This is a genomic window from Bifidobacterium ruminantium DSM 6489 (genome assembly GCF_000770925.1).
Taxonomy (GTDB): Bacteria; Actinomycetota; Actinomycetes; order Actinomycetales; family Bifidobacteriaceae; genus Bifidobacterium; species Bifidobacterium ruminantium.
On the sequence record NZ_JDTK01000003.1, the window covers coordinates 61,200 to 85,106 of the forward strand.

The window sequence follows — 23,907 nt, forward strand, 5'->3', positions numbered from 1 at the left end:
ATATGCTGAAGGGCCGTTGTCCGGAACATCAATCCGGATGACGGCCCTTCATTTGCTTTCCGGATGTTAGCCACGCGGATTGCCGAACATCGAATTGTAGATGATCGCGAAATTGCGGTTGCCGTACGCCGAGCACGCGTCGCCTTCGCCGGCACCGGCCTTGAGCGCGGCCTCGTTCGGCTGGTAGGGCGTGTAGATGTACAGCAGCGCGGTCGCCTTGTTCTCGATGTAGACGTCGCTGCCGCCGCAGCCTGCGTTCGGATTGTATCGTACGTAGTTGAGAGCGCCGGCATGGTACGCGTATTGCGATTCGTGGCGCACGTAGTACTGGTATCGCTTCGCCGCCCCGTACACCTGGTTGAAGAATCCGGCGTATTTCGCATCGCAGTTCGCGTCGTCCGGACAGCTCAGGCCCATTGCTGATTTGAATTGAAAATCGCTTGGATCGGTGGCGGTGAGCAGATGCTGCTCCTTCTGCAGTACGGTGAGCAGCACCTTCTGGCTGATGCCGCATGCGTTGCCCGCCTTGTAGATGATCGCGGCGGCGCTTTCGTCCTTCTTGCCCTCGTAGGCCCGACAGTAATCGTCTGCTGCCTGCGATTGCGTGGTGAACGTCATGGTCTTCAGACACTTGTCGCCGGTGCACGTCGCGCCCTGCTGGTCGAGGATGGTCTGCACCTGCCGCTCGCTTAACGCGTTGCCGTTGAAGAACGCGCCGTCGGATATGATGTTGCCCGGGTTGAAATCGTACAGCGATCGCATCTCGCTCTGCGCCGCTTTCGCCTCACTGACCTGCACACGCCAGCCGACAAAGCGGATTAGGCCCGCAATGATGGCTATCGCCGCGACCGTCGCCACCAATGTAGTGGCGATCATGCCGATGCGTTGCTTGAGGCTCGCCTTGTTCCATGTATTGCGCAGTTTTCTGCGCAGATTCTTTGGAACAAGGGATTTGCGGTTGCCCGTCTTGCGATTGCTTGTTTTGCGGTTGCGTGACCTGTTTCCGCCGGTTTTTCCGCCGCTGTTTCCGCTCCGATTGGTTTTGCGTGTCATCTTGCGTGTCATCGGTACCGTATTGTATCGCGCGCGGTTTATCCTTTCCTGAAGAAAGTAAATCGTCAATCGATTGACGTAAGCGATGCTAAACAAATCGAAATATCGGGAAACGAATAGGGGAATGCGAACGGAAGCGGAGAGCGGAAAAGTGCGAATCGACAAGGAACGGTTCTTCAATCTGCCGGTGGTGATGCTCATCGCGTCAAGCTTCATGCTCGGCATGAGCGAATTCATCATGGTCGGCATCCTGCCCGATATCGCAGCCGATCTGAAGATATCGGAGGTGACGGTCGGCAATCTGGTGTCCCTGTTCGCCTTCGTGTATGCGCCCGTCACCCCGCTCGGATCCGCGCTGTCGGCACGGTTCCCGCGATTCGCCACGCATCTGACGCTGATCGGCATATTCCTCGCAGGCAACATCCTATGCGCGTTCGCGCCCAACTACGCGGTTCTGGTGGTGGCGCGCATCATGATCGCCTTGGTGTCCGGAACGTTGGTGGCTGTGGCCATGACGTACGCGCCCGATGTGACGACGGACAGATTCCGTACGAAATTCATCGCATGGGTGTTCTCCGGCTTCTCCATCGCATCCGTGGTGGGCGTGCCGGTCGGCACATGGGTGGCCAACACGTTCGGTTGGCGTTGGGCGTTCCATATGATCAATGTGCTCACCATCGTTCTCATCATCGGCATGGTCATGGTGCTGCCGCGCAACAGCCACATCGTGAAAATCGGCTTCCTGCCGCAGTTCCGCCTGTTCTTCGACCGTCGTATCCAGCTTGGTGTGCTCACCGTGGTGTTCGGCGCGGCCGCCAGCTATGTCTTCTACACGTATCTGACGCCGATCATGCGCGACGAAGTTCATGTGCCGGAACAGTACCTGAGCGTCGGACTGGTGATTTTCGGCGCGGCATGCCTGTGGAGCAACCTGTACGGCGGCAAACTGGCCGACCGTGGCGGGGGAGTGGAGCCGCTGACGCACATCCGTCCCATCTACTGCGCGCACGCGGTGCTTATGGCGTCGCTCGTCGTGGCGCATTGGGTGCCGGTATACGGCGCGTTGCTGCTCGTGGTACTCGGTATGTTCATGTATCTGCAGAATTCCGCGTCACAGGTGCTGTATATGGATGTCGCCTCACAATCGCACCCGGGATCGCTCAACTTGGCCGCGTCGCTCAATTCCATGTCGTTCAACATCGGCATCGCGCTTGGTTCCGCGGTCGGCGGTCTGGTCAACGGACATTTCGGACTGACATGGCTTGGCCCGGTTGGCGCGCTGTTCCTGCTATGCGCGATCGCCACTACCACCATGCTGCGTCCGTTCGTGGCGCAGGAACGCAAGTTCTATGCCACCCAACGCGCATGAACGTTTCCGTTCCGCACGATTCCAAATCATGCAGGGCTTACGGTCGTCTGCTGATGCATGACGGGAACGCGGCGGTCAGCCGAGCGGCTTCCACTGATCGGTGTCATTGACGTCCCCGAACGACGCGCCGTTCGCCACCCAACAGCTTTGCATTTCCGCGTTTGAGAAATCCACTGTGGTGGGCTGGTTTTTGGCGTGCGCGTCCAGATCCTTCTTGTACGCTTCCTTGTCGTAGTTTTTCGGCACGATACCGGCCTTATGCAGGCAATCGACCATGGCCTGGTCGCCATCGGAAAGCATGCCGGGATTGCCGATCTGCATCTGGTATACACCGGTCACCGCAATGACTTCAGTGTTATAGCATTTGTTCTCATCCGCGTTGAACTTCTTGCGCTGTTGGTCGCTCATGCCGGTGGTATCCCGCATGGCGATCATGTACAGGCCATTGGAGAACTGCCTGAGCACCGGTGTCGTATACCCATAGCTGGTCACGCACTGCTTGTAATTCGACCAGGCAAGCTCGTAATCCGGTTTCGATACGCTTCCCGACTTTCTGGAACGCTTCAGAATCGTTTTCTGTGCGTCACTCATGGGATATTTGGTATCGGGTTTGGCGTCCAAATCAAGAAGGAAATCGATGTAATCCGGTATCGAATTCGCGATTTTGGCTTTGGATGTGTCGCTGCCGGCACTTCCGGTCGGCTGTTTCGTATCCTGCTGGTCGACAGCCACCCCACAGCCCGCGCAGCCGATAAGAGTTATGCCTACCAAGCATGTGGTGATGTTTCTCAACACATGGACTATTCCATTCCGCATGGCGATCGAGCTTCCTAATACTGATAATATTCAACATAGTCATTTTGAGTCAATGAAGAGCCTCCGCTAACTGAGGCGGAGCAATGTTGCTTAGCGAGCGCTCTGCTTGTCTGCGAATGTTGAGTCCTATCTTGCTGTGCGTAGCAATATTGGTTATGGTAATCGGTTTGAGTCCTTACATGTGAACTTGTCGGTTGCACACTCCATTCAACATGATAAGGGCCTTCGCTATATGAGCCACTGGTGACAGGGTACCGACATACAGCACTCGCCACGGCAGTGGCGCCGAAGCATATTCCGACAGCTGCTATTGATGCGGCAATTGTTTTCGCTAATTTATTGTGTTTCATCCAGGACATCATCGTCCACCTTTCATCATCATATCGGGCCGCCGTGGCCCGGTGATTCATATGATATGAGTTGTTTTACGGGGTTATTGCGAACGATGTACTCAATATGAGTAAGGGGCGGTGATGAAATGATGTATTGTATTGCGGTAGGGGGGTGTTTCTCAGGGGAAGGAGCGTTGTACCATGACGGGGAAAACGGTTGGTGGTCCGAAGATATTGCTTGTTGACGATGACAAAATCGTCATCGAGACGCTGACTGACCTATTCAAGCGGATTCTTCCGGCGGTGGGTATCGTCGATTCGGCTACCAGCGGCGTTGAGGCTTTGGAATTGTTTGCATCAAATGCCGACCAATATGCTCTTGTGCTGCTTGATATGTCGTTGGAAGGTATGCAAGGCCCGGAAGTCTGCCGTCGCATGCGGTTGATGGACTGTTCCACGCCGATTCTCGGCATGACCAGCTTCAGTCTGAACCGGTATCGCGTGCCGCTGGCGGCGGCTGGCGCGCAGGGGCTTGTCGGTAAAGGTGACGAGACGCAGCTCGAACAAGCCGTCTCCCGTGTCCTTTCAGGATGTTTCCTGCCCGGTTTTGAAACTTCGATGGCGGCTTATGCGAAGCTGAAATGCGATACTCAAGCGGAGTCCACGCTCACCAACACGCAAGAAACCATCATGAACCTGTGCGCGAATGAATATCTGACGGATGGCGAGATAGCCGAACGACTCGGCATATCCATCGCCACCGTGCGCAAGCACATGCAGAACATCGTCAAACGACTGAACTGCCGTACGCAACGGCAAGCCATCATCACATGGTTGAAACATGGGAACGAGCGCTGACATGACCGGAAAGAACAAAGAGCTCCGGTGGCCGGATATGCCGCGAATCAAACATCCGTTCCGTCTTGCGGCCATCATGACGTGCGAACTTCTGATGGTTTATGAGGCGGTGTGCCACCCCGGTTCGCCAATGGCATTGATGTTTACCGTCATGCAGATTATGCTGACCGGTCTCGCCTATTTCTGGTCCCGTGCGCACGTCCGTATGCCTATCATAAGGATGTGATCGGCCGGTTGATTGACGAGGTATACGCGAACGTTTCGCGTCATGCGCCTTCCGGAGGCAAGTATGAGGTGTCGGTTCTGGTGAAGACGCATTCCTTGGAAATCACCGAAGTGAATGATATGGGTGCCCGGCATTCCGGCGGTCTGCCCGGCGGCCATGGTCTCAGACAGTTCGCGGCTGAAATCGAGCATATCGGAGGAAGTCTTTCCACCGATTGCGAGAACGGCATATGGATGTTCCACGCGCGCATTCCGTTTGACTGATGGCTTTCCGGCGCGGAGTGGGAGTGCAGAATGTCGGATGGAACACCATCCGACAACGCTATCGGCAACGATTCAGATACTGTCCTTCAGCATATGAATGACGTCATGGTTGATGTCGTTGATTTTGGGATCGGCGATCATGTCGTCAACCGTCATCCATCTGCAACGTTTGGAACCAACTTGGAATTCTCCGTCAGTCCTCCACGATTCAGGCAGATGTGTCACAGAAGCCAGATACAGCCTGTAATCGTATGTGCGTTCCTCTTGATGCTCCGTGGACCATTTCGTGTTGGTGGAAGTACCGACGAATTTTACGTCGAACGCATCGGAGGGAATCTTGAATTCCGATGTCATATATCCGATGAGCTTGGTTTTGTCTTCTTCATATGAGCCGGATGAGCTATGGTTCGGCAGGAACCAACACTCCCATTGCTGGTCATAATAAGTGAGATAACGGTTTGCCTGCTCGTCGGCACCGTCCCTGACCGCGATGAGCGAACTGGCTCTTCTGTTCATTGCAATGATTTCCTTATATAGTTTCGATGCGCTGAGTCTTTTGGAAAGAATCGCAGCCACACCCATGACGACGATTACCGATCCGCATGCCGTGAACGCCACCTTCAAGGGCATAGTCAGACCGTCGGTCGTCCATGCCGTGAGAATATAAAAGATCCCGGCGATGAGATTGGCGATTCCGTCACCAACGGAGCCAACGCCAATGAGACTTTTATGCTCATTGAGTTTGGCTTTCAGGTCGCGCTCGTCAATACTCAACATCATACGGGTCAATTCTACACATATGCCGCTTACATGATGTCGCGGATCGAATCGCACGACATGGCGCATGATGATGGATGCCGTCAATTGATTCAATGGATGATGCTGGGGAACACCTGGTTTACATACCCATATTGGGTATGCCGCGCATGGAGGCAAGTCTTGGGGGTATAGAATAGGGGTAAAGCGGGCCATGGCGGCCTGACGGCTGCGTCGTTTGTGAGGGGGCTGATGACGATGTCGAGGAAAACGGGCATGCGTGGCAAAGCTGTTGCCGTCATATGCTGTCTCGCTTTGCTTGTCGGCTGCACGGGCTGCGGGGCACTGAAAGAAGGCTCGCGACGGGAGCGTCAATCCCAGCAGGGTCAATCATCGCAACAGGGTGAACGAATCGCGTCGTCGCTGAAGGACTATGCGCGATCGTTGTTGGATTCCGACGGCGGCAAAATATCCGATCAGCAGAAGTCCGCGCTGGAGAAGGCCGCTTCAGGCGGAAAAGTCAGCCAAGCCGACTACGAACGCGCATGGGCGGATTACAAGCAGTGCATCATAGACAAAGGCTATGCCGAGCCGACGTTCGACAAGTACGACAACGGCATTTACGCTCTGCCCTCGTACAACACCGATGACGCCAGCAAAGAGGCGATCCGCAAACTCAATGACGATCTGACATCCTGCAGTATGCTGCATGTCACGGATATCAACACCGTGTACAGGCTCCAGTTGGACAATCCGAAGCTGCTGCTCGACGACAAGGAGGTTGCGGCCGACTGCCTGCGCAAGGAAGGCATAAAGCCCAAAGACTACACCGCCGATAAGCTGGAGAAGGATTTGGAATCCGGAGAAAGCGCAGGACTGCGCGATAACAGGAAGGCGCTGACCTGCTTGGTGACGGCCGGAGTGAACGTGACCGCCTCGGATGAGACGGTCTGGTATCCGCTGAAGTAGTCTGATGCGCGAAGGGGCTCATATGCGAGTGGTCGTGGAAGGGCTGGCCCACCGGTTCCCGGGGACAGACCTGCTGTTCGAGCATCTTGATTTCGTGGCGGAACCTGGCTCCACCATCGCGGTATGCGGACCATCCGGTTGTGGTAAATCGACATTGCTGTCGATTCTCGCCGGTTGGGAGAAACCATATGCCGGAACCGTAACCCGTGAAGGCGTGAACCGTGTGGGATGGGTGTTTCAAAACCCGTACGGTGTGGCGGAACGCACCGCGCTCGACCACGTGGTGTTCCCGCTGCTTGCCAAAGGCATGCGGCGCAAGGAAGCGGAGCTCAAAGCCTTGGAAGCCATGGGGCTGTTCGACCTCGAATACGCGGCCGACCGCCGGTTCTCCGACCTCTCCGGCGGCGAGGCGCAACGTCTCATGCTGGCACGCGCCGTCTGCTCCAAACCCGACATGCTGCTCGTGGACGAGCCGACCGCTCAATTGGATACGCGCACCGCGCATTCCGTCAGCCATGTGCTGAACAACCTTTCCGGCCAAGGCATGATCGTGCTCGTGGCCACACACGATCCCGACACCCGCGACGCCTGCGACCGTGTGCTCGACCTCGCCGACTACGCGCCAGGCGGCAGCAAATCGCAGGAATCGGAATTGGAAGAATAGACGAATAGAAAGGCATCGACTCATGGGAAAGAAGCAACGGGACACCAAAGTCATGAACAACGGTGCCAGACGCGGACGACTCGCATGGGCTTGGAGCCTGCTCGCCGTGGCAACCGCCATATGCGTGTCCGTGGGAGCATGCGCGCTGCTCCTGCCAGACCGCGCGCCGGCATTGCTCGGCTCGGCAGGGGAGACGACCACCGCGCCAGCCAGCGTGCAGGAATACTCCGGCAGCCAGCAAGTGACGGTTGTGCCCACCATCTCCACCGAACGTAATCTTCTCGGCAACGCCAACGGCACCGTCACCGCCGACTGGTCCGCAGACGGACTCGCCTCCGGCAAAGGCGCATACAAAGTCAACGACCGCGTGGTCGTGGCCTTGAACACCGCCACACCCCTATACCGTGACCTCAAAACCGGAGACAAGGGCGACGACGTGCTCGCACTGAACAACGAGCTGAGCCGACTCGGATACAACAGCGTGGCCGGTTCCGACACCTACTGGTGGGCAACATCCGACGGCTGGCGGCAACTCATGAACGACAACGGCAACCCCTCCGACGGCACGCTTGCGCTTGCCGACACCATGTGGATTCCTGAAAACGCAGTCGCGGTCGACGAGTGGACGGCCACCACCGGTTCCATGGTGACGGGCGGTACGGCAATCGGAAAAATACCGGGAGCGTTGACGAAACTCACCGTGAAAAACGGCGCGGCGGTAGGACAGGATCGCACCATAAGCATGTATGGCGTCAATGGAATATTGCCGGCCGATAGCACGGAAATCACCGACGCCGAATTCCTGCGTAATGTGTCGGCAAACGAAACGTTCCAGTCCATGGACATGCAGACCAAAAAGGCCGGTCTCGATGCCACCGTGGCATTGAAGGAACCATTACAGGTGCTGCGTGTGCCGGCGGGAGCGGTGTTTGGCATCGACGGCAGCAGCGGCTGCATCGTACCAAAATCCCACAATGCGTCCAATACGCCGGTGAAGGTGACCATCGTGGGCAGTGAGCTAGGCGTGAGTCTGGTGCAGACGCAGGATGCCGACGTGTCCGCGATCGCCAACGTCGAAATCGGCAGCGGGCTCAACGGGCTGGTTTGCAAATAGTCGGCGGACGAATCGCAAGAAACCGTTGAGCTTCGCCAAACAGTGTGAAAACCGCATGAAACCGCCAATAAGGGAGCGTATGTGAGACTTGGATCGGTGCTTTCCGAAGCGCTGCGCAACATCGGCTCGGGCGTGAGCCGCGCGTTCGCCATGTTCCTCGCCGTGCTGCTCTCCGGAACGCTGCTGGGCGGATATGAGGCGATGACCGTGATCGACTTGGAATCGCAGGCCGTGCAGCGCATCAACGCGTACGCTGACGTCAACGCCATCGTCGGTGGAACGGTGGATGGCACCGCATGCGACCGGTTGTCCGACGCCGGCGATGGAATGACGGGCACCTTGGCTGGCGCGATGCGTGCCGGCGAACAGGTCGTGCCACTCGCGACACCCGGCAAGGACATCTCATCGTATGACGTGACGCCCGGTATGATCCGGCTGATCGCCGGCAACGCCAAGGCCGACGTGTCCGGCGTATGGGTGCCGCGCGACGTGGCCAAGGACTTCGGGCTTGCCGTGGGCAGCGCATTGCGGACACGCGAAGGCACCATGCGTGTGGCGGGTGTGTTCGACTGGCCAAACGATGGACGTGACACACGCTTCGCATACGCGTTCATCGTGCCGGTGTCGGCGAGCGCTTCGACGTTTGACGAATGCTGGGTCAAGCAGTGGCCGTCTGATGGGCAGATGGAAAATCTGCTGTATGCCACGTTGGTGGCGGGTTCCGGCTCGTCGAATGCGGGTGTGACGCAGGTGAATAAGGGGTTTGATGCGCATTATGACGCGCGTGCGTCGTATGTGAATCGTTCGACGCGGTGGATGCCGTGGGTGGGGTTGGCGATTGGCGTGTTGGTTGGTGTGTTTGGTGTGCGCCGGCGTAGGTTGGAGTATGCGGGTGCGTTGCATTCGGGGCAGTCGAAGGGTGCGCAGTTGCTGGGTATTGGTGTGGAGACCGGTGTTTGGGCCGGGCTGGCTACGTTTGCTTCGTGTGCGTTGTTGTTGGCGTATGCGGTGCGGATGAGCCGGTCCGATTGGGTGGCGGTGTTGGCGGCTGCGGTGCGTACGCCGTTGGCTGTGTTCGCCGGTGTCATGGTGGCGAGTCTATTGGTGGGGTTGTTGATTCGTGAATCGCAGTTGTTCCGTTTCTTCAAGAAGCGTTGACGGGGTTGAAGAAACGGAACAATCCGTTGGGGTTTGGCTGGTGGCTAGGCGATCGTCTTTTTGATGCGTTGCAGGCTGATCGGTTTCGGCGTGCCGAGTTCCTGTGCCCACAGGGACACGTAGAATTCCTCCAGCATCCAACGTACGGTTTCCGCCTGCTTCATCAGCGTTTCGTGGCGTGGGCCGGCTGGTTCACGTTGTGCTTTCGCCACGGCCTTGTCGGCAAGTTGTTTGGCTTCGTCGGCTTCCCAAGCCCATCGCACGTCGCGGTTCTTGTCGTTTTTCGCCTTGGTGAGGCGCAGCAGGTCGGCGTGCAGGTATCGTTCGATGGACGGCAATGCCTCTGGCGGCGTCTTGCCGATGAAACCGGGGTATACGAGTGTGGCGATGTGTTCGCGGATCGACTGCAGCACGCTCAGCAGTGGCAGGTCCGCTTTGCCGGACACGGCTTTGTCGACTTCCGCATACCGTTTCAGTATGGCGATCACGTCATGCGCCACCGCGTACACGGTGTCCTCGTACACTTCGCGCACATCGAGCACTGCGTCGGCGAGCGCTTCGTCGTCGGGCAGCTGGTCGATGTTGGGCAGGAGCCGTTTGACGGCTGCCAGCTGCAGGTCTTCGGTGAGCTCCTTCGTGGACTTGTAGGGGGCAGAGGCGAGCATGAGCGCTTCCGTGCCGAGCCAGCGTGAGGAGATGCGTTCACCGGGCAGGCGCAGCGTGTCGAGCGCGCCTTGCCAGAGCATGGTGGCGCGTGCTTCGGTGGTCGCTCCCGCTTTGTTGAGCAGGTTGGCTTGTTCGACGAACTTGCCTTGGTCTCCTGCGTTTCGGGCTTGTTTTTCGACCATGTGGCGTGCGGAGGCTTTGGCTTGTTCGGCGAATCTGCGTTGCAGTTCGACGAGTGATTTGCCGGTGCCGAGCGTTTTGACGGGTCCTCGCGCGTGTCGTCGGCCGTGCTGGTTCTTGCGGTTGGGCGGCAGCTGCTGTTCCACGGCGAAGGTCATGCGCAGGTATGGCGCGAGCTTGTTCCATAGTTCGCCGGTGAGGACTTCCGGGTGGATTTGCGCGCCGACGATACTGATGGCCGCCTGCGTGAACACGTGCGGCAGGTCGGGCCATGCGGCCATGCCATCCTCGTTTTCGGGGGCGATGTTAGGCTTCTGCTGGCTGCCGGAGCCCGGCAGGTCGGGATAGCGTTCGTCGATCCAGGCGCGGATTTTGCGTGCCGTGTCCGGAGCGGGCACGAACTGCACGCGCAACGTTTTCGGCAGCGACTTGATCATGCCGACGATCAGCTCGTCCAACAATCCCGGCACATTCCACGAGAACTGTTCCGGAGTCAGCCGAGACAATGCTTTCAACGGCACATGCACGGTGACGCCGTCGTTTGGGTCGTGCGGGTCGTAGATGTAGCTCAACCTTAGATCGATGGGGGAGCCGTCGGTGCCGAGCGTATGCCAATGGTCGGGATAGTCGTCCAGGGACACCGAATCGGAGCCGGCGAGACGCTCCACCTTGTCCGGATCGAAATCCAGCAGATCGGGCTGCTCGTCGTGCTTCGTCTTCCACCATTTCGCCAAATCGGCCACGCTGGTGACGGTGTTGGGGATGATGGCGTTGTAGAAGTCGAACAGATCCTCGTCACCGACGGTCTGCGCCACCTGGCGGGTGCGGCTCGCATCATCGGCGGCATCCTCGAGGATGTCCCGGTTCCTGGTGACGAAATCATCATAGGAGAACCGTTGCTGGATGTCGCCCTCCACCAGACCCTGCCGGATGAGGAAATCGCGCGCCTCAAGCGGATTGATGCGCCCCCACTGCACGGTGCGGTCCTGCACGATCGGCAGGCCGTACAGGAGCACCTTCGCGCTCGCCACGGCCGAGCCGCGCGAACCGGACCAGTGCGGATCCGCGTACGTGGTACGGGTGAGTGCTCCGGCGAGCGGCTCCGCCCATGCGGGATCAATCTGCGCGGAATACCGCGCCCACAGTCGGCTTGTCTCCACCAGTTCGGTGCTCATCACCCATTGCGGTGTCGATTTGGCTACGGCGGAGGCGGGGAACAGGGCGAAATGCGTGCCGCGCGCGCCCTGATAGTCGTTCTTCGCCATCTTCTGCGCGCGTTTCATCGCACGAGCGCGTGCCGCACCCTTCAAACCAGCGAAATCGGATGCCTTCGGCTCGCGCGTGACCTGCATGCCCATCATGGACAGCAGGCCGGAAAGCATGGACGTGTGGATACCCTGCGCGTCCCATGAGCAGCACAGCGAATGCGCTGCCTGCTGGTTAAGCGGCAGCTGGCGGATCTCCAACGGTGGACGGGACACGGGAATCGGCTCGCCAAGCTTGAATTTGAACTCCTGGCACATTTCGCGCAGCTGGGCGACCAAATCCTTCCATTGGCGCATGCGCAGCCAACTCAAGTACTCGGTCTTGCAGATGCGGCGCAGCGCGGAATTGCTCGGCTCGCCATCCGCTTGGAACACGCGGTCCCACAGGTTCAACGCGGTCAGAAAGTCACTGGTCGGGTCCGCATACCGGTTATGGATGCGGTCCGCCTCCTCACGGTTCTCGTCGGGACGTTCGCGCGGATCCTGCAGGCTCAGGAACGCGACTACTACCAGCACCGCCGCCAGAGTGTTCGGCGTGGTCGACTTCGCGGCTTCGATGACCATGCGTCCCAGACGCACGTCGATCGGTATACGCGCCAGCAGGCGGCCGGTATGTGTCAACACCACCTCGCCGTGTCTGCGCGCCACCGCCTTCAATTCGGTCAGCTCGTTGAAGCCATCCGACACGGCCTTCATGTCCGGAGGGTCGATGAAACCGAAATCCGTCACATCCTTCGCGGTGCGCGCCACGCCCACCGACAGCATGTGCAGGACGACCGCGCCCAGGGACGTGCGCAGGATCTCAGGCTCCGTGAATTCGGGACGTGTCTCGAAATCCTCACGTGAATACAGACGGATCGCGATGCCGTCGGCGATACGGCCGCAGCGGCCCGACCGCTGGTTCGCGCTCGCCTGGCTGATCGGCTCGATCGGCAGACGCTGCACCTTCGCCGTCTTCGAATAGCGGGAGATGCGTGCCGTGCCTGGATCGACCACATAGCGGATGCCCGGCACCGTCAGCGACGTTTCGGCCACGTTCGTGGCGATCACGATGCGCTGATGCGTGTGCGGTTCGAACACCTTATGCTGCTCCTTCGAGGACAGCCTGGCGAACAGGGGCACGATCTCGATCGCATCGGGACGGCGCATATCCGCCGCGCGCGGCCCATAGTGGCGGCGCAACGCGTTCTCGAAATCATGGATGTCGCGCTCGCCGGAGGCGAACACGAGAATATCGCGCGGTCCACGCTCATGGCTCGAATGGATCACCAGTTCGGCGCAGGCGCGCGCCACCGCGGTGGGCATGTCCACGTTCGTGTCGCGCGAATCGCGGCCATCCCTGCCATCGGGCACGGCCGACAGCGCCTCGTAGTCGGCGTCTCCCGGCATCGCGCCCGTTTCGAAACCCGGCACGGAACGCATCAGCGCCGGCGCGGTGCCCAACGGCTCATACACGATCTGCACCGGATACGTGCGTCCCGACACCTCGATTACCGGCACCTTCGTGTGCAGCGCGTGTTCGAAATGCTCCTGGAACTTCACCGAATCGATCGTCGCGGACGTGATGACCAGCTTCAGATCGCGCCGCTTGGGCAGCAGCGCCGTCAGATAGCCGAGCAGGAAATCGATGTTCAGACTGCGCTCATGCGCCTCGTCGATGATGATCGTGTCGTACTGCATGAGCTTCGGATCGCGTTGGATCTGCGCCAGCAGAATACCGTCGGTCACGACGCGCAGCCGTGTCTTCGGCGAGCTTTCGTCGGTGAACCGCACCTGGTAGCCGACTTCCTCACCCAGCTTTACTCCCATTTCGCTGGCGATTCGTTCGGCGACGGTGCGCGCGGCGAGCCTGCGTGGCTGCGTGTGCACGATCTGCCTGCCGTGCGAACCGCGCCCCAGCTCAAGCAGGATCTTCGGCAGCTGCGTGGTCTTGCCGGAACCCGTCTGTCCGGAGACGATCACCACCTGGCTCGACTTGACGGCTTCGGCGATTTCGTCGCGAGCCGCGGAAACCGGCAGTTCGGAAGGATATTCGAATCTCATGCCCTCACAACCTCGATGACGCGGAAGCCTTTCGAGCTCGCGTACTTGCCTACCTCATACCCGTCGCCCAGTTGTGCGGCCAGCCACGGAATCAACGAATCGGAACCCAGGTTCTTCTGCACCACCAGATAGGCGGCACCGCCCGCGTTCAACCGCGGCAGCCACGTCATGAGCAGCTCGTGCAGAACCTCCTTACCGACGCGAATCGGCGGATTCGACCAGATCAGGTCGAACGTGAGATCGGCCGGAACCTGCTCGGCAGTGACGGCATGGATATTGCCCATGCCATTCAACTCGGCGTTGCGGCGCGTGAGCTCAAGCGCGCGTTCGTTCACATCCAACGCCCAAATATCGGCCTTGGGCGATTCGAAACTCAACGTCAGCGCGATCGGACCCCAACCGCAGCCCAGATCAAGGAACGTGCCCTCTTCAGGCGGCTCCGGCGCATGGCGTAGCAGCACCGACGTGCCCAAATCCACACGATTGCCGGAAAACACGCCGTTCGACACTTCCACATCCGCCTCATTGCCACGCAACGTGACATGCAGCTTCCTGCGCACGTCCTTCGACTGCGGTTCCGCCGCGAAATACTGCTCGGCCTGTGCCATGCTATCTCCTTGCAAACGTTCGTCATCCGGCATCCGCGCGGTAATCGCGTCCACGTGGCGAAAACGGTGATGCCCATGTCTCTAGACAATGATGATAATAAAGACACCATAGTTCAACCGTGAGAGGTGCCATTGAGCCAAGACAACGATATCGAGCAGAGCATGACCGCAGGCGAAGTCGGGGGAGTGCTCGCCGACCAATCCGAAGTGCTGCTTGATACCGACGGCGGGGAACGCCTCCGGGAGGCCCACGACGAGCAGTGGCAGGAACGTGAGTCCCGCAACGCATTGAAGCATGTCGCTGGTCTTGGCGAGATCCAGGATGTCACCGAAGTCGAATACCGCAAGGTCAGGCTCGAACGCGTGGTGCTCGTCGGCGTATGGTCCAGCCGCGAGACCACGCAGGGCGCCGCCGAGGAATCGCTCAGGGAGCTCGCCGCGCTCGCCGAAACCGCGGGTGCTGTGGTGTGCGACGGTCTGCTGCAGCACCGCATCAAGCCGGATGCGGCCACTTACGTCGGCTCCGGCAAGGCTCGTGAATTGGCCGGCATTGTGGCGCAGAACGAGGCCGACACCATCATCGTCGACGATGATCTTCCGCCGAGCCAGCGTCGCGCGCTGGAGGATGCCACCAAAGTGAAGGTCGTCGACCGTACCGCCGTCATCCTCGACATCTTCGCTCAGCATGCCACTTCGCGGGAAGGCAAGGCGCAGGTCGAGCTGGCGCAGCTTGAATACATGTTGCCGCGACTGCGCGGTTGGGGCGGATCACTGTCGCGTCAGGCGGGCGGCCGCGCGGCGGGTGACGCTGGCATCGGCTCCCGCGGTCCGGGCGAGACGAAAATCGAGATGGATCGTCGCGTGATCCGCAGCAGGATCGCGAAACTGCGTCGGCAGATCGCCGATATGGCGCCGGCCCGTGACGTCAAACGCGGAGCCCGGCGACGGTTCGGACTGCCGACGGTGGCCGTGGTCGGCTACACGAACGCGGGCAAATCGTCGTTGACTAATCGGCTGACCGGTTCCACGGAATTGGTGGAGAACGCGCTGTTCGCGACCTTGGACACCGCCGTGCGCCGGGCGAAGGCCAAGGACGGACGACTGTACGCATATGTGGATACCGTCGGCTTCGTGCGCCGGTTGCCCACGCAGTTGATCGAGGCGTTCAAATCCACGCTGGAGGAGGTCTCCGATGCGGATCTCATCGTGCATGTGGTTGACGGATCGCATCCCGACCCGTTCTCGCAGATCGACGCGGTGGATGACGTGCTCGCCGACATAGACGGCGTCGAGACGATTCCCACGATTGTGGTGTTCAACAAGGCCGACCGCATGGACGAGGCCGTGCGTGAGCGTATCGGAGCTCTGATGCCTGAGGCGCATATCGTGTCCGCGTTCTCGGGGGAGGGGATCGATGCGTTGCGCGAGCATGTCGAATCGATGCTGCCGACGCCGAACGTGCATGTCGAGGCGCTGCTGCCGTATACGGCCGGGTCGCTCATGTCGCGCGTGCGCGAGTATGGCAAGGTGGTCAACGTCGAATACCGCGATGACGGCATGATGCTTGAAGCGGAGGTTGACGACCAGCTGGCCGCGAAGATAGTGGAGCAGGCCATCGGATGAGTCTTCCGATTGGAGCTTTTTTGACGGTTGCCGACGGAAATTTTTGCAAACAATGCAACAGATTGCAAATGCCGGAATTCAATGGGCACAGTGTATGTGAACGTTCACAAAAGTTGTGACGCAAATCACGTTTCATTGGTTGTGATTCATGTGAATCCATGGCGAAACGTCATGCTGTATGGATAAAGTAAAGATGAAATCGATAAGAGAAATACCCTGCCACGCGCGGGAAGTTCTTCTTGCTCAAAGAGAGGTAAAGCACATGGTGGATTCACCTATCAAGCCCACGAAGCTCGCTATCATCGGTGCCGGCGCAGTCGGCTCCACTCTCGCTTTCGCTGCTGCTCAGCGTGGCGTCGCACGTGAGATCGTGCTCGAGGATATCGCCAAGGAGCGCGTCGAGGCCGAGGTCCTCGACATGCAGCACGGTTCCAGCTTCTATCCGACCGTGACCATCGACGGCTCCGACGATCCGGAGATCTGCCGCGACGCCGACATGATCGTCATCACCGCCGGTCCGCGCCAGAAGCCGGGGCAGTCCCGCCTCGAGCTGGTCGGTGCCACCATCAACATCCTCAAGGCCATCATTCCGGGGCTTGTGAAGGTCGCCCCGAACGCCATCTACATGCTCATCACCAACCCGGTCGACATCGCGACCCATGTCGCCCAGAAGATCTCCGGCCTGCCGGCGAACCAGGTCTTCGGCTCCGGCACCAACCTGGACTCCGCTCGTCTGCGCTTCCTGATCGCCCAGCAGACCGGCGTCAACGTCAAGAACGTCCATGCCTACATCGCCGGCGAGCACGGTGATTCCGAGGTTCCGCTGTGGGCTTCCGCCACCATCGGTGGCGTCCCGATGTGCGACTGGACCCCGCTGCCGGGCCACGATCCGCTGGACGCCGACGTGCGCGAGCAGATCCACCAGGAAGTCAAGAACGCCGCATACAAGATCATCAACGGCAAGGGCGCCACCAACTACGCCATCGGCATGTCCGGAGTGGACATTATCGAAGCCGTCATGCGCGATTCCAACCGCATCCTGCCGGTCAGCTCCATGCTGCACGACTTCCACGGCATCTCCGACGTGTGCATGTCCGTGCCGACCCTGCTCAACCGCTCCGGCGTCAATACCGCCATCAACACCCCGGTGTCCGACCGTGAGCTTGCCGCCCTGAAGCGTTCCGCGGAGACCCTGAAGGAGACCGCCGCCCAGTTCGGCTTCTGATGCAAAACGCGGCAACGGAGTGCCAGCTGCGTTGCTCAGAGCTCGACGTACCTTCGTACGCCTTCGCTCTGGGCGCCTTGCTGACACACGCGTTGCCGTGTTTTTCTTATTTTTGTTTGCGGCAACGGAGTGCCAGCTGCGTTGCCGTTTTTTTGTTGTGATGATTGACAGCGGGATGATGAGTCGCTAGACTGTCAACGGACTTCGGAAACCCCAGCCTTCGGGCTGGGGTTTCCTGCGTTTTGGGCCGAATGAAAATGGTATTGAGAAGCGGTTTCAATAACTGTGGATCAAGGCCGCGGACGAAAGGGAACCCCATGGCACATAATCACGCCGGCGTGGACGCCGCGATGGCGAAAGGCGGAGCCGAACACCAAAAAAGACTCATGATGTCGTTGGGGCTGACCTCCACGGTGTTCGTCGCCGAAGTGATCAGCGCCGTCATCGCAGGATCCTTGACGCTGCTGGTCGACGCCGGACACATGCTCACCGACATGTCGGTGCTTGTCGCCTCCACCGTCACGGCGGTGCTGATGCAGCGCAGGCCGAGCAGCAGACGCACTTGGGGGTGGGCGCGTCTCGAAGTGCTTACCGCCGCAGTGGGGGCGCTCGTGCTGCTCATCGTCGGCATCTACGCGCTTGTCGAAGCGGGCATGCGTCTCTTCGGCGGAACGGGTGACGAGGTTCATGATGTCCGGCTGCTGCTCTTCATGGGTATCCTTGGTCTCGCTGCGAACATCGGGTCCATCTTCATCCTCGCCGGCCAAAGCGAGGACAACATGAATATGAAAGCCGCCTTCCTTGAGGTCATGAACGACGCTTTGGGCTCCGTGGCGGTGATCGTATCTGCCATCGTGCTGATCTCGACGGGATGGACCGGTTTTGATGCGGTCGCCGGCGGCATCATCGCGCTGATGATGATCCCACGCGCATTCGTGCTGCTTCGCAACGCCGTACGCGTGCTGTTGGAGGAGACCCCGCAGGATCTGGATTTGGACAAGGTGCGCGAGCATCTTGGACGGGCACCGCATGTCGTCGCGGTGCATGACCTGCACGCCATCACCGTTTCCACGGGCATGCCAGTCGTCATGGCGCATGTGGTGGTGGAGCGTGGACTCACCATGGATGATGCCGCGGACATCCTCAACCAGCTGCAGAGCTGTCTGCGTGAGCATTTCCCGGTGTCGGTGCCTCACACCACTTTCCAGTTGGAGCCGGAAGGATACGATTCGGACAGCCGAAAAGGCCTTCATCTGTGATTATGCGCAGGCTTGCCCGAACGGCTGCCTGCGGCGTCGCCGTATCGAAAACCTGTAGGAAATGCAGTCGTGGGGCAGCCGGGTTCCGACGTGGCCGTTTTTGGTCGTCGTCCTGTTCTACCAGTGATGACTGGTCCCGCTTGAGGATTAGATCTTGCGCAGTACGGTGACGACCTTGCCCATGATCTCCGCATGAGTTCCGTCGATGGGGGAGTATGCCGGATTATGCGGGATGAGCCAGACGTGCCCATGGTCCTTGCGGAATGTCTTGACGGTGGCCTCATCATCCAGTAGGGCGGCGACGATATCACCGTTCTCCGCGCTGTTCTGCTCGCGGACGACGACGAAGTCACCGTCGCAGATGGCTGCGTCGATCATGGAATCGCCGTGCACTTCCAGCATGAACAGGTTGCCGGTGCCCGTCAGGCGCTCCGGAAGACGCATCACGTCATCGATATGCTGTTCGGCCGTGATGGGAACGCCTGCTGCGATGCGACCGACCAGAGGGACGTCATGCGATGCCATGATGGAGCCGTTTTCGTCTTCCTGGGACGGGAACGGGATGACCTGAGCAACTTTGCCGCTGGAAGGCTCGTCGTCGTATTCCACCACCTCGATGGCTCTGCCTTTGTTGGCGTTCATGTGGATGAAGCCCTTTTCGTCGAGGACTTGGAGCTGATGTTTGACGGACGAGGGACTTTTCAATCCTGCGGCCTCGCCGATTTCACGGAATGAGGGAGCGAAGCCCTGCGTGGCCAGATGCGTTTTGATGGCGTCAAGCACTTTGCGCTGACGATCGGTCAACGTGTTTTCATCCGGACGTTCCGCGGCTGTTCTGGGCGTGAATGGGATGGTGCTCACGGTGGGCTCCTTTCGATGTGTTCTCAGAAGCATAACGCGAAACGCCGAGAAAATCAAACATCTGTTCGAGGTGTGTTTGCAATATTCGAACATTTGTGCCATACTTTGAACAAGCGTTCGATAGAACAATTGTTCGAAAGGAGTGTTGCGATGGATGAGGCGATGGGGCATGGACGGATTGGCGGCGCGCTTGGCATGGCCTTTCTGGCGTTCATTGCTTTCTGGTGCGCTGTGGAGGTTGTTCCCGTTCATCAGATGCGGTCGGCTTCGGAACCCGCTTCGGTCACCGTATACACCGTGCAGCCGGGGGATACGTTGTGGAAGTACGCTTCGGGTATCACGCATGAAGGCGGCAATGTCGGAGACACGGTGGATGAGCTGATGCGTTTGAACGATTTGGATACGGCATCCCTGCACGCCGGACAGCGGCTTATCGTCCCCGATGAGGCGTAGGGCCGCGGTTGGGCTTATTTCAAGGGTTCGGGCTATTGTGTAAGACATGCATTGCCCGTTTTGTCAGAATCCAGACACCAAGGTTGTCGATACGCGTATCAGCGATGACGGCCATTCCATCCGCCGTAGGCGCGAATGCCCGAAATGCTCCAAACGGTTCACCACCTTGGAGACGACCATGTTATTGGTGGTGAAGCGTTCCGGAAACGTCGAGCAATTCGATCGCAACAAGGTGATCGCCGGCGTGCGCAAAGCGTGCCAAGGCCGTCCCATCAACGAGGACGATCTGAAGATGCTGGGGCAGAAGGTGGAGGAGGATCTTCGTTCCCGCGGACTGGCGCAGGTCAAGTCGGAAGAAGTCGGGAAAGCCATTCTGAAACCGCTGCGCGATCTTGATATGGTCGCGTACCTGCGTTTTGCAAGCGTCTACCAGAATTTCGAGAATCTGGATGATTTCCAGCGTGCCATCGATGAATTGAACGGCATGGAATCGAACGATGTGGACGAATGATGACTCATACGGGCATGTGATGTCGATTCCTCTCTTATGAAGAAGTCCTCCAACCGATGATGTTGGAGGACTTCTTCATAAGAGAGGAAAACACCGTGGGTACGTCAGCTGATTACACGCATGCGAATCGTGCCTTCGATGGACGCGAGCTGATCAAGCGCCTTCTGATCCGGACGCTGTGCCACGTCGGTGACCACATATCCAAGCTCGCCCTCAGTTCCGAGAGCCTGAGCCGCGATGTTGATGCCATCCTCGCCCAGCACCCGGTTGACTCGCGCCAGCACACCGGGCAGATTGGCGTGCAGATGGGCGATGCGGAAGTTCGACTTGATGCCGGACAATGTGATCTGCGGCAGATTCACCGACAGCATGGTGGATCCCTTGAACCAGTAGTCCTCAAGACGCTGGGACACGAACTGTCCGATGGACTTCTGCGCCTCAAGGGTAGAACCGCCGATATGCGGGGTGAGGATCATGTTGTCCTCGTTCGCGAGGTCTGTCAGGAACTCGTCGCCGGTTTTCTTCGGTTCGACGGGGAAGACGTCCACCGCGGCGCCGGACAGGTGGCCGGAATCCAAATGCTTCTTCAGCGCATCCAAGTCGGCCACGAAACCGCGGGACAGGTTGATGAAGATGGCGTCCTGCTTCATATGCTCGAACTGGTCCTCGCCGAAGAAACCCGTGTTCGACTTTCTCCCATCGACATGCAGGGTGACCACGTCGGACTGCTCCAGCAGTTCGTTCAACGTGGAGCAACGATGGGCGTTGCCCATGGCGAGCTTCTCCTCAATGTCGTAGAACACCACGCGCATGCCGAGCGCTTCGGCGATGACGGAAAGCTGGGATCCGATATTGCCGTAGCCGATGATGCCAAGGGTCTTGCCACGGACCTCATGGGAGCCGGAGGCGGACTTGTCCCACAAGCCATGCTTCATGTGATGCGTATGCGCCGGAATACGACGCATCAGGCAGATGATGTCACCGATGACAAGCTCCACCACGGAGCGAGTGTTCGAGTATGGGGCGTTGAAGACGGCGATTCCGTTCTTGCCCGCGTATTCGAGGTCGACCTGGTTGGTGCCGATGCAGAAGCAGCCGATCGCGGTGAGTGTCGGACGGGCGTCGATGACCTTGCGGGTCACAGCGGTCTTGGAGCGGATGCCAAGCAGATCGACGCCTTCCAACGCGTCGATCAGCTCGTCCTCGCTGAGGGCTCCTTTAAGGCACTGCACCTCGAAGCCATGGTCGCGCAGCGACTGCGCCGCGTCGGGATGGATGTTTTCAAGTAATAATGCTTTGGGCATGGTTCCTACTTTATAGCTCGAGCAGACTTTCGTCATCCTTTGTCCGCACTATAAGCAGACGCTGCGTGGGCCTCGTCATGGCGACATACAGGTCGGAAGCCGCGACGATGCGCGATGGCGCGTCCTGCTCGATCCGTCCCGGCTGGACCACCATCACGGCATCGTATTCCAGACCCTTCACGGTCTGCGTGGAGCATACGGTGACCTGTTCGTCCCAGGAGCTTTGCTCCTCAAGACGGGAGAACTCCTTCGCGGTGAGTTCCTCCTGGAGCTGGGCGTATACGCGTCTCCGCAACGTTTTGAGCATTCCGTCGGGCGCTATGATCGCCACGCGTCCGGTGCCGTCGGATGCGACGTATTCACGCACCAGATCGATGGTCTGCTGGGCGACCGCATCCTCAAGCAGGCCATCATCGCGGACAGTGAGACGTTTGACGGAATCGGGCACGCCGCGCACGGCGTTCACCGTGGAGATGTACAGGCCTTCGCCGGAGGCGAAATCGCCGGCAAGCTGCGACACCTCCTTCGGATTGCGGTAGTTGATGGTCAATTCGTTGAGCTGCCAGTTCCGTTCGCCGAACAACGGATCCATCATGCGGCGCCAGGAACGCGTACCGCCCAAAGCGGACGTCTGCGCCACATCGCCCGCAATCGTGAACGAGCGCGACGGGCATCGGCGGATTAGCATGCGCCAATCCATCGCCGTCAATTCCTGCGCCTCATCCACCACGATATGCCCATAGGTCCATTCGCGATCGGCGGCCGCGCGCTGCGCAGTCAATTCGGCGTCCATGCCGTTGATGTTGTCCACCAGCATCTGCGAGGTGACGATGCCGTTGCCGATGCCGTTCTGAGCCAGCGTGTCCTTGGCGAACTGCTCCTCTTCGGCGCGCTTGGCGTCCAAAGCCTTCTGCTTGGCCACAGCCTTCGGGTCGGGGCCAAGCAATTCCATGGCCTCGTCCAACAGCGGCACGTCGCTGACGGTGAACGGCGAACCCTTCGGTCGTGTCAGCGACGCTATATCGCGTTCCTCCAGCCAAGGTGCGAACCGGCGCAATTGCTCCGGCTTCGCGAACAATTGGTCCACAAGCCATTCGCCGGTCATCGGCAGCCATGCGAGGTTCAATGTCCTGCGTAGGCCGTCGCTCATGCGCAGCTGCTGCGTCACGTCGTTAAGCTCGGCCTGCTCCGGTTCGTAATCAAGCTGTTCGACGTACCGGTTGCGCATCGAAGAAAGCATGTCGCGCACGAAGGTCTCGCGTGCCTTGTTGTGCGGTTGACGGGTGCGTTTGGCGTCGGCGAGGGCCTGTTCGACATCCGTGCGCAGCATCGGCACGTTGAAGCCGTTGATCCGGATGGACGGCAGATGCGAGGGGACGCGTTCGCGTGATGCCACGGCATTGGCTATCGCCTTGGCCATGCGGCGTTCGCCCTTGAGCTTCGCCGCATGCGGTTCGTCGTGGGCGGTGGCGATGATGCCGGGAATCAGATCCGCGATGGTACGGCTGACCACTCCCGTTTCGCCCAGCGAGGGAAGCACCTGGTCGATGTAATGCAGGAACGTCGAGCTGGGACCGACCACCAGCACTCCGGAACGCTGCAACGCGCGTCGGTGGGTGTACAGCAAATAGGCGGCGCGATGCAGCGCTACCGCGGTCTTGCCTGTGCCCGGGCCTCCCTGCACCACCACCGCCTGGTTGAGATCGGCTCGGATGATGCGATCCTGCTCGCCTTGGATGGTGGCTACGATGTCGGTCATCTTTCCGGTGCGTTTCGCGTTGAGCGAGGCGAGCAGCGCGCCTTCGCCGGTCAATGTCCCGTTGGAGGAGGCTTCGCCGACCTGGTCGGAATGCACGTCAAGCACCTCGTCCTCGACACCGACCACTTCCCTGAAATTGAGCGTGATGTGCCTGCGCATCACGATGTCGCCATGACTCGAAGGAGTCGCCTCATAGAACGGGCGTGCGGCGTCGGCGCGCCAATCGGTGAGGATCGGCTCATGGTTCTCATCGGACAGGCCGATGCGTCCGATGTATCGATGGGCGCCGTGCACGTCGTCGAGTCTGCCGAACACCAGACGGTCCTCCACGGCGCGCAGCTGCGTGAGCCGATCCTCGTACATGGTGGCGAAGGAGTCGCGCTCGGTGCGTTGCGTGGGCGAGCCATGTGATCCCGCGGCGCGCACCGTGTCGAGGCGTGACCGTGCCTGGGCCCTCAACGCGTCCAGACGGTCGTACGCGCGGTCGACGGCCTGCTGCTCTTCCTGCAATTGGGCGGAATAACTCGACATTGCTGTCCCTTCATCTGAAACTCAAGGCAATCTAATGTACC

The 23,907-nt window shown here is 59.5% G+C and carries 21 protein-coding genes; 13 read left to right on the top strand and 8 right to left on the bottom strand.

Annotated elements, in window-relative coordinates; genetic code table 11:
• Positions 1-66 precede the first annotated feature (66 nt).
• Complete coding sequence (locus OU26_RS02320) at positions 67-1,053, bottom strand: hemagglutinin (RefSeq protein ID WP_420312206.1); 987 nt, start codon at positions 1,051-1,053, stop codon at positions 67-69.
• A gap of 124 nt (positions 1,054-1,177) precedes the next feature.
• Here OU26_RS02320 and OU26_RS02325 point away from each other — a divergent pair, with 124 nt between their 5' ends.
• Positions 1,178-2,422 (top strand): MFS transporter, encoded by a 1,245-nt coding sequence (locus tag OU26_RS02325; RefSeq protein ID WP_033498838.1) that lies wholly within the window; start codon positions 1,178-1,180, stop codon positions 2,420-2,422.
• A gap of 75 nt (positions 2,423-2,497) precedes the next feature.
• On the opposite strand, the gene OU26_RS02330 is transcribed toward OU26_RS02325, so the two are convergent.
• Positions 2,498-3,217 (bottom strand): hypothetical protein, encoded by a 720-nt coding sequence (locus OU26_RS02330; protein ID WP_152571291.1) that lies wholly within the window; start codon positions 3,215-3,217, stop codon positions 2,498-2,500.
• A 554-nt stretch (positions 3,218-3,771) separates the two neighbouring features.
• Between OU26_RS02330 and OU26_RS02335 the strand changes: the two genes are divergently transcribed.
• The 3 genes from OU26_RS02335 to OU26_RS02345 are packed head-to-tail and all read left to right on the top strand — an operon-like array spanning position 3,772 to position 4,917.
• A complete protein-coding gene (locus OU26_RS02335) occupies positions 3,772-4,428 on the top strand; it encodes a response regulator transcription factor (RefSeq protein WP_026646216.1) in 657 nt (218 codons plus the stop codon).
• Between the two features lies 1 nt (position 4,429).
• Positions 4,430-4,654: a hypothetical protein gene (locus OU26_RS02340; protein WP_026646215.1), complete on the top strand. Its 225-nt coding sequence runs from the start codon at positions 4,430-4,432 to the stop codon at positions 4,652-4,654.
• A gap of 8 nt (positions 4,655-4,662) precedes the next feature.
• Positions 4,663-4,917, top strand: coding sequence for a hypothetical protein (locus OU26_RS02345; RefSeq protein ID WP_152571292.1), 255 nt, complete (start codon positions 4,663-4,665; stop codon positions 4,915-4,917).
• 72 nt (positions 4,918-4,989) lie between these two features.
• Here OU26_RS02345 and OU26_RS10435 read toward each other — a convergent pair whose 3' ends face one another.
• Positions 4,990-5,697 (bottom strand): hypothetical protein, encoded by a 708-nt coding sequence (locus tag OU26_RS10435; protein ID WP_051592906.1) that lies wholly within the window; start codon positions 5,695-5,697, stop codon positions 4,990-4,992.
• Positions 5,698-5,949: 252 nt separating this feature from the next.
• On the opposite strand from OU26_RS10435, the gene OU26_RS09615 reads away from it, so the two are divergent.
• The 4 genes from OU26_RS09615 (at position 5,950) to OU26_RS02370 (ending at position 9,578) form a co-directional block, all read left to right on the top strand.
• Complete coding sequence (locus tag OU26_RS09615; protein ID WP_051592905.1) at positions 5,950-6,642, top strand: hypothetical protein; 693 nt, start codon at positions 5,950-5,952, stop codon at positions 6,640-6,642.
• A gap of 22 nt (positions 6,643-6,664) precedes the next feature.
• Positions 6,665-7,306: an ATP-binding cassette domain-containing protein gene (locus tag OU26_RS02360; RefSeq protein ID WP_033498840.1), complete on the top strand. Its 642-nt coding sequence runs from the start codon at positions 6,665-6,667 to the stop codon at positions 7,304-7,306.
• Positions 7,307-7,328: 22 nt separating this feature from the next.
• On the top strand, positions 7,329-8,420 hold the full coding sequence (locus tag OU26_RS02365) for a hypothetical protein (RefSeq protein WP_081815622.1): 1,092 nt from the start codon (positions 7,329-7,331) through the stop codon (positions 8,418-8,420).
• 81 nt (positions 8,421-8,501) lie between these two features.
• Positions 8,502-9,578, top strand: a complete 1,077-nt coding sequence (locus OU26_RS02370; protein WP_026646210.1) for a hypothetical protein — start codon at positions 8,502-8,504, stop codon at positions 9,576-9,578.
• Between the two features lie 44 nt (positions 9,579-9,622).
• On the opposite strand, the gene OU26_RS02375 is transcribed toward OU26_RS02370, so the two are convergent.
• Both OU26_RS02375 and OU26_RS02380 read right to left on the bottom strand, forming a co-directional pair.
• Complete coding sequence (locus OU26_RS02375; protein WP_026646209.1) at positions 9,623-13,732, bottom strand: DUF3418 domain-containing protein; 4,110 nt, start codon at positions 13,730-13,732, stop codon at positions 9,623-9,625.
• Positions 13,729-14,373 (bottom strand): class I SAM-dependent methyltransferase, encoded by a 645-nt coding sequence (locus tag OU26_RS02380; protein ID WP_033498864.1) that lies wholly within the window; start codon positions 14,371-14,373, stop codon positions 13,729-13,731. The genes OU26_RS02375 and OU26_RS02380 overlap by 4 nt, the downstream gene beginning before the upstream one ends.
• A gap of 129 nt (positions 14,374-14,502) precedes the next feature.
• On the opposite strand from OU26_RS02380, the gene hflX reads away from it, so the two are divergent.
• From hflX to OU26_RS02395, 3 genes are all read left to right on the top strand, one after another.
• Entirely contained in the window at positions 14,503-15,963 is a 1,461-nt protein-coding gene (hflX, locus tag OU26_RS02385) for a GTPase HflX (protein ID WP_152571298.1), read from the top strand.
• Positions 15,964-16,225: 262 nt separating this feature from the next.
• A complete protein-coding gene (locus tag OU26_RS02390) occupies positions 16,226-17,188 on the top strand; it encodes an L-lactate dehydrogenase (RefSeq protein ID WP_026646206.1) in 963 nt (320 codons plus the stop codon).
• A gap of 317 nt (positions 17,189-17,505) precedes the next feature.
• On the top strand, positions 17,506-18,447 hold the full coding sequence (locus OU26_RS02395) for a cation diffusion facilitator family transporter (protein ID WP_026646205.1): 942 nt from the start codon (positions 17,506-17,508) through the stop codon (positions 18,445-18,447).
• Positions 18,448-18,594: 147 nt separating this feature from the next.
• Here the strand turns inward: OU26_RS02395 and lexA are convergent, their stop codons facing one another.
• Positions 18,595-19,308 (bottom strand): transcriptional repressor LexA, encoded by a 714-nt coding sequence (lexA, locus tag OU26_RS02400; RefSeq protein WP_026646204.1) that lies wholly within the window; start codon positions 19,306-19,308, stop codon positions 18,595-18,597.
• 150 nt (positions 19,309-19,458) lie between these two features.
• Here lexA and OU26_RS02405 point away from each other — a divergent pair, with 150 nt between their 5' ends.
• Together OU26_RS02405 and nrdR are read left to right on the top strand one after the other, a co-directional pair.
• On the top strand, positions 19,459-19,761 hold the full coding sequence (locus OU26_RS02405; protein ID WP_152571293.1) for a LysM peptidoglycan-binding domain-containing protein: 303 nt from the start codon (positions 19,459-19,461) through the stop codon (positions 19,759-19,761).
• Between the two features lie 46 nt (positions 19,762-19,807).
• Positions 19,808-20,272, top strand: coding sequence for a transcriptional regulator NrdR (gene nrdR / locus OU26_RS02410; RefSeq protein WP_026646202.1), 465 nt, complete (start codon positions 19,808-19,810; stop codon positions 20,270-20,272).
• Between the two features lie 104 nt (positions 20,273-20,376).
• On the opposite strand, the gene serA is transcribed toward nrdR, so the two are convergent.
• Positions 20,377-21,576: a phosphoglycerate dehydrogenase gene (serA, locus tag OU26_RS02415; protein ID WP_026646201.1), complete on the bottom strand. Its 1,200-nt coding sequence runs from the start codon at positions 21,574-21,576 to the stop codon at positions 20,377-20,379.
• Positions 21,577-21,586: 10 nt separating this feature from the next.
• Positions 21,587-23,866, bottom strand: coding sequence for a HelD family protein (locus tag OU26_RS02420; RefSeq protein ID WP_026646200.1), 2,280 nt, complete (start codon positions 23,864-23,866; stop codon positions 21,587-21,589).
• Between the last annotated feature and the right edge of the window lie 41 nt (positions 23,867-23,907).